Source organism: Clostridium sp. AM49-4BH (genome assembly GCF_003478335.1).
GTDB lineage: Bacteria > Bacillota > Clostridia > Lachnospirales > Lachnospiraceae > Butyribacter.
In genome coordinates this window covers 22,017-31,751 of record NZ_QUFB01000034.1, presented here as the reverse complement: position 1 = coordinate 31,751, position 9,735 = coordinate 22,017, and the positions used below count along the sequence as shown (strand labels likewise).

Annotated in this window: 9 protein-coding genes; 6 read left to right on the top strand and 3 right to left on the bottom strand. The window is 43.1% G+C overall.

Annotation, left to right across the window (positions count from 1 at the left end; translation table 11 throughout):
• The first annotated feature begins 536 nt into the window (after positions 1-536).
• From DW981_RS14910 to DW981_RS10115, 3 genes are all read left to right on the top strand, one after another.
• Positions 537-737: a hypothetical protein gene (locus tag DW981_RS14910; RefSeq protein ID WP_022024581.1), complete on the top strand. Its 201-nt coding sequence runs from the start codon at positions 537-539 to the stop codon at positions 735-737.
• Positions 676-906 carry a recombinase family protein gene (locus tag DW981_RS10120; protein WP_118507632.1) on the top strand — a complete coding sequence of 77 codons (231 nt, stop codon included), beginning with the start codon at positions 676-678 and terminating at the stop codon, positions 904-906. Before DW981_RS14910 ends, DW981_RS10120 begins: the two co-directional genes overlap by 62 nt.
• A gap of 279 nt (positions 907-1,185) precedes the next feature.
• The gene (locus DW981_RS10115) at positions 1,186-2,880 is read left to right on the top strand and encodes an AAA family ATPase (RefSeq protein WP_118507631.1); all 1,695 of its coding nucleotides are present in this window, start codon (positions 1,186-1,188) and stop codon (positions 2,878-2,880) included.
• A 163-nt stretch (positions 2,881-3,043) separates the two neighbouring features.
• On the opposite strand, the gene DW981_RS10110 is transcribed toward DW981_RS10115, so the two are convergent.
• From DW981_RS10110 to DW981_RS10100, 3 genes are read right to left on the bottom strand one after another with little or no spacing between them, the layout of a single operon-like run.
• Complete coding sequence (locus DW981_RS10110) at positions 3,044-4,162, bottom strand: transglutaminase domain-containing protein (protein WP_118507630.1); 1,119 nt, start codon at positions 4,160-4,162, stop codon at positions 3,044-3,046.
• Positions 4,163-4,190: 28 nt separating this feature from the next.
• Positions 4,191-4,730 (bottom strand): methyl-accepting chemotaxis protein, encoded by a 540-nt coding sequence (locus DW981_RS10105; protein ID WP_118507629.1) that lies wholly within the window; start codon positions 4,728-4,730, stop codon positions 4,191-4,193.
• Positions 4,727-6,124, bottom strand: a complete 1,398-nt coding sequence (locus DW981_RS10100; protein WP_118507628.1) for a methyl-accepting chemotaxis protein — start codon at positions 6,122-6,124, stop codon at positions 4,727-4,729. Before DW981_RS10100 ends, DW981_RS10105 begins: the two co-directional genes overlap by 4 nt.
• Positions 6,125-6,453: 329 nt before the next feature.
• Between DW981_RS10100 and DW981_RS10095 the strand changes: the two genes are divergently transcribed.
• The 3 genes from DW981_RS10095 (at position 6,454) to DW981_RS10085 (ending at position 9,735) form a co-directional block, all read left to right on the top strand.
• Positions 6,454-7,119: a peptidylprolyl isomerase gene (locus tag DW981_RS10095; RefSeq protein WP_118507627.1), complete on the top strand. Its 666-nt coding sequence runs from the start codon at positions 6,454-6,456 to the stop codon at positions 7,117-7,119.
• Between the two features lie 94 nt (positions 7,120-7,213).
• Entirely contained in the window at positions 7,214-8,452 is a 1,239-nt protein-coding gene (locus tag DW981_RS10090; protein WP_022024575.1) for a putative peptidoglycan glycosyltransferase FtsW, read from the top strand.
• Entirely contained in the window at positions 8,449-9,735 is a 1,287-nt protein-coding gene (locus DW981_RS10085) for a protein kinase (RefSeq protein WP_118507626.1), read from the top strand. The genes DW981_RS10090 and DW981_RS10085 overlap by 4 nt, the downstream gene beginning before the upstream one ends.

Below are 9,735 nucleotides of genomic sequence, written 5' to 3'. Positions count from 1 at the left end.
CAGTAGCTAAAGCGGCCGCATTTTATGACTGATTTGTCAATAGTTTATTGCAAAAAAAATCCCACACCACATTTCTGTGATGTGAGATTTCCTTAACTTAATGCCATTGACCGAATGGTGTGGTACCTTTTTTCACGAGCTCGTGCGTCTGCACGCACGAGTCGTGAGTTCGGTCTCCGCTCCGCTTCGGTCGGTGCATAACAGAGGTCCACTGGACCTCTTGCACCCCGCTAGCCCAGTACGAGGGAAACCCCTGCAGACGTGGTCTGCAGGGGTTTTTGTTTTTTCGGGGAGGGCAAAAAAGGCGTTTGGTAGAAAAATTGGTAGAAAAAAAATCAAGAAAAATGTTTTTGAGAGAAATTTGGTAGAAAAAATATCTCTCAACCTTATAAACAGGGGGCTGAGGGGAAAATAAGCTGTAAAAGCAAAAAGCTCGTAGACCAAGAAAGGTTGGTTTTACGGGCTTTTTTCAGTTTTTGAAAGGCGCGTTCGTAAAATATTACATGAGACAAGCAATCAGCAGAAAGGAGATTAATATGAATTTTAAAGAAGAACTGGCAGCGAAAGCAGAAAACACTGCGGCCGCAAAGAAGAATGACGGGATCAAATTGACAACAAACATGTCCATCGTGGACATGATCAAGACACTGGTTCCAAAAGCAGTGAATCCGGCTGATGGCATTAGCTCTTCCTACAACGATGATCGAAGTCCCGGAGGGACAGGAGTGGATCATTGATATGGTGACCAATATACTGGCGGAGGTATTAGCGTCTATTGTGGAGCAGGAGAGACAGACCATCCGGAGACGACAGCGGGAAGGAATCGATGTTGCAAAGAAGAGGGGAAAGAAATTTGGACGCCACAGAAAGTGGGTGGAAAAGGCATTTGGCATGGAGTATCAATAAAAATCGAAAATTTTAATCATATATTATATCTGTGATAGGGGACATGTATTATTTTGCAGTTTTCAAAAGGCGGTTCAGTAAACTAAAAGCAAACGCTAAAAGAAAGGAGGAGATCATCATGGAACAGAAAAAGAAAGTCTATACTGTCGAGGAAGTCAGAGGAATTCCGACAGTGGTTCTGTCTTGTAACAAAGCAGAAATACCGTTATAATATATCAAAAGAACGAGGAACGAATTATAAGAGCAGGCGTTAGATTACGCGGGAAAGCAGGTGAGCATATGAAAAAAACGATCAGTATAGGAAAGCAGAGTTTTTCGTCTTTACGGGAGCATGACAACTTTTTTGTTGACAAAACTAATTTCATCAAAGAGTGGTGGGAAAAGGAAGATGACATTACATTGATCGCCCGTCCCCGTCGTTTTGGAAAGACCTTGAATATGAGCATGCTGGAGTGTTTCTTCTCAAATAAATATGCCAACCGGGCAGATCTGTTTGAGGGACTTTCTATCTGGGAGGAAGAGAAGTATCGCCAGCTACAGGGAACCTATCCGGTGATCTTTTTGAGTTTTGCATCGGTAAAAGCAGATAATCTGACGGAGGCGAAGATACAGATTAAACAGGAAATAGCAGTATTGTATGAAGAAAACAGATATCTGTTAAAAAAAGACATACTGAGTGATAACGAGAGAAGGCTATATAATAGAACGACGGAACAGATGGACGATACAACTGCACAGAAAGCAATTAGAAACATGGCTGCCTGGATGTACCGCTATTATGGTAAGAATGTCATCATTCTTTTGGATGAATATGATACACCAATGCAGGAAGCATATCTGCAGGGATATTGGGATGAATATACTTCCTTTATCAGAAGTTTGTTTAATGCGACATTTAAGACAAATTCTTATCTGGAACGAGCCATTATGACAGGAATTACCAGAGTGTCCAAGGAATCAATTTTTTCCGATCTGAATAACCTTCGTGTAGTAACGACAACATCCGATATATATGCAGAATGCTTTGGCTTTACGGAGCCGGAGGTGTTTGCTGCGTTGGATGAGTTTGGTATGTCTAATAAAAAGGATGACGTAAAGCAGTGGTATGATGGATTCAACTTTGGAGAACATCGTGATATCTATAATCCGTGGTCCATTACAAACTACTTGGATGAAGGGAAATTGCGAGCTTACTGGGCAGCGACCAGCTCCAATGGGCTTGTGAGTCGATTGATCCGGACGGCATCTGTGGATGTGAAAGAGAAAATGGAGGATCTGCTGAAAGGACAGGAGATCGTGGTGAATTTTGACGAGCAGATCGTATATAACCAGCTTGATCACAATGAAAATGCAATTTGGAGCCTTCTGCTTGCCAGTGGTTATCTAAAAGCAGATCAGGTGGAGCATCGTGGAAGGCTGAATAAACCGTGGTATCATCTCGCGATTACCAATCTGGAAACGGAAAGCATGTTTGAAAGTATGTTTGCGGGATGGTTTGAAAACCAGGATGCGAACTACAATGAATTTGTGAAAGCACTGTTAAAGGGAAATCTCAAGGAAATGAATATTTATATGAATGATGTGGCACTTGCGACTTTCAGCAGTTTTGACACAGGAAGAAGACCTTCTGCAAAGAGCCAGCCGGAGAGATTTTATCATGGATTTGTGCTGGGATTGCTGTCGGATCTGAGAGAGCAATACCAGATTCGATCTAACAGGGAGAGTGGATATGGACGATACGATATCATGCTGGTACCCGAGGAGAAGAACGATAATGCTATTGTGATGGAGTTTAAGGTGCATGAACCGGACGAGGAGACATCTCTGCAGGATACCGTCCAGTCCGCTTTGAAACAGATTCAGGAGAAAAATTACGATGCCGAGTTGTTGGCACAGGACATTCCGACAGATCGGATCCGTCATTATGGATTTGCGTTTGAAGGGAAAAAGGTGTTGATCGGAACGGATGCGTAAGTCCGGCGAGAAATAAAGGCTGGAGGATATTACCTGAAATATTTTGGATGAAGATTAAAGTGATTACTTTGACAGAAAACGACAAAGAGATGGATTACAGGGCGAGGAAAGCAGTGGAAATGGCGATCGAGAAAGCAAGAATATGTTAAAAGATTGAAGGTGGTTATTTCTGTGTAATGACTAGCACATTTCCTTCAGATTCTTTTATCACATTCCAAAGAAACTGTTTCGAGGTGTGGTCACTATAAAGGAACTGCAGATCGTTCACCGTCACATTACGTTTACCGATGTAAGCTTCGTACATCGTGCGATTGTCAGTCAGTAATGCTTTTTTGGCAGCTTTTTTATATTTTTTCCAACTTGTAAAGCGCTGCTTGCTGCGGACATAAAAGTTCATTTTGGTAGCAGTCATCGTCGGATAATAAGAGGCATTAAAATGATGGCTGCTCTTGATGTAAGAGTCTGTCACATTAAAATAGGTATGTAAGATGCGCCCTTTGCGGTCCGGCGTCGGATCATCCCAAGTAGCATCCAGGTGATACCAGTCATTGCCTAATTTTACGAGATTCCATGCATGATCCATAGAACCATTGGCGTCGGTTGCCGTTCCGCAAATGTATTTGGATGTGATTCCAGAGCAGGTAAAGAGCAATTGCAATGCCTGTGCATAGCCGTCGCAGACTGCTTTGTGATTGACGAGTGCGCCATAGGCCTCGTATACGTCTGATGAGGTAGAATGCGTACTATAATGGCATTGTTTTACCAAATAATCGTGTAGAGCCAGTTCTTTTTGGTAATCCGTCATCGCCGGCTTGATCTTTGCTTTCAAAACGGCGTTTACCACTCGATAAAGACGTTTTGCTTTTGTTTCGTTGTTGGGGATGGTTTTGTGCTGCATAATCGCTGCATAGACATAGTAAGCGGGTTTGAGTTGTATTTTAATCGTTGTTTTTGGTGCCAGATGGTTGTTCGTTGTTTCCTGGTAGTTGGCAGAGCCAAAAGTAGGATCGATATAGGAATTAATGTCTTGGATCTGTGAAGGGTCAAGCCTGGTCGTATAAAAGGAAAAGGAACCTGAGCCGGACAAGATCTCCTCTTCCAGCCTTGCAGCAATCTGCTTTATATCAGAATAGGTTTCTAATTGTTCGTTCGTTGTAGGAATGATCTTCTTACAGAATTGCTCATTTTGCGTAAAGAGAATCAAAAAAGCAGCAATTCCAATACATATCAGATTTCTTGTTAGCCGTAAAATCGGAGATGTATTAGAACGCTGCCTCATCATAATCTGCTATTCCTTTCTCAATTGGCAATTACATCTTGAAACGAACCAGAGATTCATCTAATGCATGTGCCATATCCTTCAAACTTTCCGATGCATTTTCCAATGAGTTCATTGTATCGCTCATGCCGAGTGCAGAGTCCATTGTTGCCTGTGTGGAGGACTCATTTTGCTCTGCGATAGATGCGAGATTTGTTACAATATCCTGTATCGAATCACCAGACTGGCTGAGTACGCTGATCTTATTGCGGATCGTATCAATATCGCGCAGGGAATTATTAACGCCAAGTGCAACAGCACTTGATTTATCCATTGTGTCATCCAGCTTTTCCTGCTGTTCGTGAATTTTATTTTTCACGTCACCCATCATTTCAACCATGCGATCTGCTTCTGCAATGATATTAGCGATAATATCAGTGACATTTTCTGCGGTCGAATTAGACTGATCGGCAAGTTTGCTGATCTGTGTCGCTACAACGGAGAAACCGCGTCCGGACTCGCCGGCACGTGCTGCTTCGATATTAGCATTTAAAGATAGCAGATCGGTTTCTTCGGCAATGCTTTGAATCATATTGATCGCCGTTTGGATCGATCTACCGAAGAGTGCAAAGCATTGATCTGTTCTGCAACATTGGTGATCGTATCTATGGTTTCTTCATTAGAAGCATTTAACTGGTGAATGATCGTTTCAGAGGCCTGTTCTGCTTCTGACATTTGGTTGGCGTGTTGCGTCAAAGAATCCATAATGTTTGAAATATAGGCAATCTCATTCGCCATGCCCTGTACGTTGCCGATAGCCACAGTGGTTTCCTCGTTCTGGGTGACAGAAGCATCAGTGATACCGCGCATAGAATCACATACGGAATCCACAGTGGTCCGTGTGGACTGTGCCATACCGGTTAACTGATTTGCTGAGTTGATCAGACTTTCTGAAGATTGTTTGATATTATCAACAATCTTGCGCAACTCTTGCTGTAATCGTACGGAACTGCGGTAAATATCACCAAGCTCATCGTTTCGTTTCATATGTTTTTGCTTTGGATCGGCGCCAAATTCACCCTGTGCCAATTTGGCAAGAAAATGTTTGGTAGACTTCATAACCAAAACCATTCGTGTCGTCAGGAAGATGATCAAAACTGCTGCGAGCACCAACAGAACGATGGAAATCAATGTGATTCGTCTCGTCTGTGCAGCAATTGTTTTTTTTACGTCTGTTGCATCTTTAGCGACACCTATACCTCCGGCAATTGTGCCATCAGCATTTACGAGAGGCTGATACAATACATAATATTCTTTGCCATAAAGCTCTACATTTGACAGGAATACAGTCTTGCCTCTCATGATCTTCTCGTAGATTGCAGAATCTGCCAGGGTACCGTTAGCCGGTGCACCGGCATCGTTGCGAAGCGTAGTAACCAGACGCATACCGTTAAAGAAAAGCGTAATATCATAGTTAGTGCGTTTTTTCAAAGCATCGATCAGATCAGTATTACCTGAGATACTAACATCACCCTTTTTGATCTTGCCGGATTTATCCTGTTCATAATCGCCCTGATAGAGATTGCTGTAAGTTTCATCCAGCGAAATAGCAACGATTTTCAAAGCATTATCGATCTCGTTCTCAACCGACTTGGTCAATGACTGACGGCTGAAAACAGTGATAAGGATGCAGATCAACATCATGGGTGCCAGACAAAGAAGCAGCATTTTGCGCGAAAATGTCAGAAGACGAAAACGCTTGGCAGTACTCACGCTTCCTGCTTTGGTTGAAACGGCTTTGTCTTTCTTTTTGGTGTGTACTTTTGCTGTGCGGTCTTTGCGTTTCTTCTTTGGACGTTCCTTTTTAATAGCAGTTGTTTTTTTGGATTTTTTCCGTTTGTGTTTTGACCGTAAAGAACGCTTTGGTTTCGAGATGGTGTTCTCATCCATGGCTTTCTTTTTGTGTGGTATTTTCAGTTTGCTCATTATAAATTCCTCCTCCGGTAAAGTAAGTATATTCCCCAATATATCTATCTTATCATACCGTTCATTTGATAGGATCTGTAATATATATCCTAAATTTGTAAAGAATATTATATCATACCGATCGGTGCTGCGAAAGTACTTTTTAACTCGAAGTCCCGGTTTGGCACAGAGAATATGCGCAATTAAGGTTTTGGAAAAATAAGTATTGAAAAAGCCAGGCGGTTGCGGGGACAGCTAAGTAGTGGTACAATAATACAGGTATTGCTATATGGGGTAGGGGGAAGTTTACCCTGAGACAATAGGAATGTAAGGAGAAATATGGAGGAAGTATGAAACGATTAATTAGCATAATATTGATGGCAGCGCTGTTGTCATTATGTCTGACCGGATGTGGTGACACAAGAGAAAATGCAGATAAGAGCACTGCAAAGACGACGAAGAAAGAATCTTTTGCGGAGAAGAAAGATGCAGACACCTCTAACAGTCAATATTTGACGGGAAAACATCATGCAGAGATTGTGATTGCAGAGTATGGCAAGCTGGAATTAGAGTTGGATGCAGATGTTGCACCGATCACGGTAACCAATTTTGTTAATTTGGCGAAGAAAGGGTTCTATAATGGCTTGACTTTTCACAGGATCATGTCCGGATTTATGATCCAGGGGGGCGATCCGAATGGAGATGGTACCGGCGGATCTGAGGAGACGATCAAAGGTGAGTTTAAGTCAAATGGCATAGAGAATACGATGTCTCATAAACGTGGTGTGATTTCCATGGCGCGTACGCAGAATGATCCGGACAGCGCCAGCAGTCAGTTTTTTATTGTACAGGCGGATTCCGACTTTTTGGATGGAGATTACGCAGCATTTGGTAAAGTGACTGCCGGAATGGACATCGTCGATAAAATCTGTCAGTCTGTGCAGCCAATCGACAACAATGGTACGGTGCCTGCAGATCAGCAGCCGAAGATTACTGCGATCAAAGTGATTGACTAGAATACAATAGTAAAAGTCCATTTGCATGATAGTCCTCCGTCAATGAGACCGGGGAGCCGTGTGTGATAAATATTTAGAAGGAATGAGTTAGTGGATGAAGAAATCAGTAAAACGATCTTTGGATGCTTATATTCGCCAAATGGATCGAATTGATCTGCGCGTGATCGCCTGCGTTATACTATTAAATGTGTTTGGTTTGATCATGATATATAGTGCATCGGCATACAGTTGCAGTACACTGGCAAAGTACAATTATGATTCCTTGTATTTATTAAAAAAGCAGGGGATATTTGTGCTGGCAGGCATTGTTGTGATGTTATTATTACAGTATTTTAATTACAACTATCTGCAAAAGCTTGCACCGATCATTTTTTTGGTTTCAGTGGGATCTCTCTTTTTGCTGAGAACGGGGCTTGCTGTACGCTCTCATGGTGCAGCGCGCTGGATCCGCCTGGGACCGGTTCAATTGCAGGTTGCCGAATTGGTTAAGATTGCGATGGTCATCATGATCGCAGCATTTGTGGCGAAACATGCCAATCAGGTACAGCGGTTCAAAAATATGGCAGTGTATTTGTGGATATTCTTTACGATCATACCAGCGGGGATGGTCATGTTCATTAGTAATAACCTGTCATCAGCGTTGATCATTTTAGGGATTGGTTTTATGCTTTCGTTTGTGTTTACCAATCAGGAGAAACTGCATGGTATCATTGCCGGGATTGGTCTGATCGGCATTTTTGTAGGAAGAAAACTTCTTGCTAAGAATCTGCCGACGCAAAAACAGCTAAATGCTTCTTCGTCATCTTTCCGTATGGGGCGTTTTTATGCGTGGATAGATCCGGAGCGTTATGCAGGAGATCAAGGATTTCAGCCATTACAGGGCAAATATGCTGTTGCCTCCGGCGGTTTATTTGGCAAGGGGTTAGGCAACAGTGTGCAAAAATTAGACAAAATTCCCGAGGCACAGAACGATATGATCTTTTCTATCGTTTGTGAGGAATTGGGATTGGTGGGAGCGGTAGTTTTACTGGCTATGTTTTTGTTTTTGATCTACCATTTGGTTCGAATTGCTGTAAATAGTGAGAATTTATTTGGTAAAGTGTTAGTCATGGGAATTGCGTTCCACATTTCATTACAGGTACTTATCAATGTTGGCGTTGTATTGACGATTATCCCGAATACGGGAGCATCGCTTCCATTTATCAGTTATGGTGGATCTGCGGTGTTGTTTACGTTAGCGGAAATGGGGATTGTGCTATCTGTAAACAGGTATCACATGCGACGCAGTTTACAGCGTAAACGTGCTGAACTGGAGAAGGAGGAAGAACAGTGACAACACAAAAGTTATGTCCAAATTGTTTTCAAAAGGGGACATATTTGGGGGGAAGATGCGAAAAATGTGGCTATGTAAAGGAAGATCGTCCGCAGTGTGCGCTGCCGGATGATTATGTATTGGGACAGCATTACGCGATGGGCCGTGTGATCACACAGGATGATGTCATGATCACGTATCTGGCGCAGGATCTGCGTACTGAGAAGATCTATGCGTTGCGGGAGTATTTCCCGGCTGCATGGGCGGTGCGTTCCGGTGATGGCATCCATGTCAAGGTGCAGGAAGGGGCAAATGCAGAATCTTTTCAAGCAGGAATGGATGTGTTGGAAAATGAGGCAAAGATCATTCGTGCACTCAGTGAGGAAACAATTTTAGCAGAGACGGGGGATTTCCTGCGCAAAAATGACACGGCATATTTATTGATGGAATATATTTCCGGAGAGACGATAGAAGAATATATTACTCGTACCGGGGAGCCGATACCATGTCAACAGGCGGGGCAGATACTTCGGTCCGTTGCGAGGACAATAGAGGATCTGCACAAACTGGGTCTTTTGCATCGTGGAATTGGACCGGATTCGATATGGATCCTGCAGGACGGCACGGTCAAAATGCTTGACTTTGAAGCGACAAAGCAGTATGTGCTCAGCGAGATCAATGGTACAGAGGCAGTGATGAAAGAGGGATTTGCACCGTCGGAGCAGTATGCCGGACCGGACGGACAGGGAACTTGGACAGATGTGTATGCATTGGCAGCAGTGTATTATTATATGATCACGGGCGTAAAACCTATTTCGGCGATCGAACGCAGCAAGGGGACATTGCTATCAGCGGCAAACGTGGAGAATAAGGATATCCCGGAGCGTATCAGTAATATGTTAAAACAGGCATTAGCGGTTATGTATTGGGAGCGCATTCAGACCATGCCGGCGTTAGTGGAAGCATTGGATGCCGCAGAAGGAACGCCAAAGATGGATCCGTATTTACGCCTCAAAGTTGGTGATGAAATGCGTCAATGGAAGATCGAACCGAATCGAGATATTCGTGTTGGACGTTCGGGAGAGGACTGCGAAATTGTTGTAGATGGTGACAATGTCAGCCGTCTGCATTGTATGATCCATTATGATAAGCGCAAAAATATCTTTTTGGTGAAGGATATGTCAGCTAATGGTACATTTACTGTGCGTGGACTTATCGGAAGAGGACGTGTGGCTGAAGTGGTGCCGGGAGAGCGGATTTATCTGGTATCAAATCGATATGAAATATATTTGGAAGTAAAATAG

What these genes read in the sequence shown, in the direction of transcription:
- DW981_RS10105 (WP_118507629.1), bottom strand. Translation starts at nt 4,730, where the DNA reads ATGATTCAAAGCATTGCCGAAGAAACCGATCTGCTATCTTTAAATGCT.
- DW981_RS10115 (WP_118507631.1), top strand. Translation starts at nt 1,186, where the DNA reads ATGAAAAAAACGATCAGTATAGGAAAGCAGAGTTTTTCGTCTTTACGG.
- DW981_RS10120 (WP_118507632.1), top strand. Translation starts at nt 676, where the DNA reads ATGGCATTAGCTCTTCCTACAACGATGATCGAAGTCCCGGAGGGACAG.
- DW981_RS10090 (WP_022024575.1), top strand. Translation starts at nt 7,214, where the DNA reads ATGAAGAAATCAGTAAAACGATCTTTGGATGCTTATATTCGCCAAATG.
- DW981_RS14910 (WP_022024581.1), top strand. Translation starts at nt 537, where the DNA reads ATGAATTTTAAAGAAGAACTGGCAGCGAAAGCAGAAAACACTGCGGCC.
- DW981_RS10100 (WP_118507628.1), bottom strand. Translation starts at nt 6,124, where the DNA reads ATGAGCAAACTGAAAATACCACACAAAAAGAAAGCCATGGATGAGAAC.
- DW981_RS10110 (WP_118507630.1), bottom strand. Translation starts at nt 4,162, where the DNA reads ATGATGAGGCAGCGTTCTAATACATCTCCGATTTTACGGCTAACAAGA.
- DW981_RS10095 (WP_118507627.1), top strand. Translation starts at nt 6,454, where the DNA reads ATGAAACGATTAATTAGCATAATATTGATGGCAGCGCTGTTGTCATTA.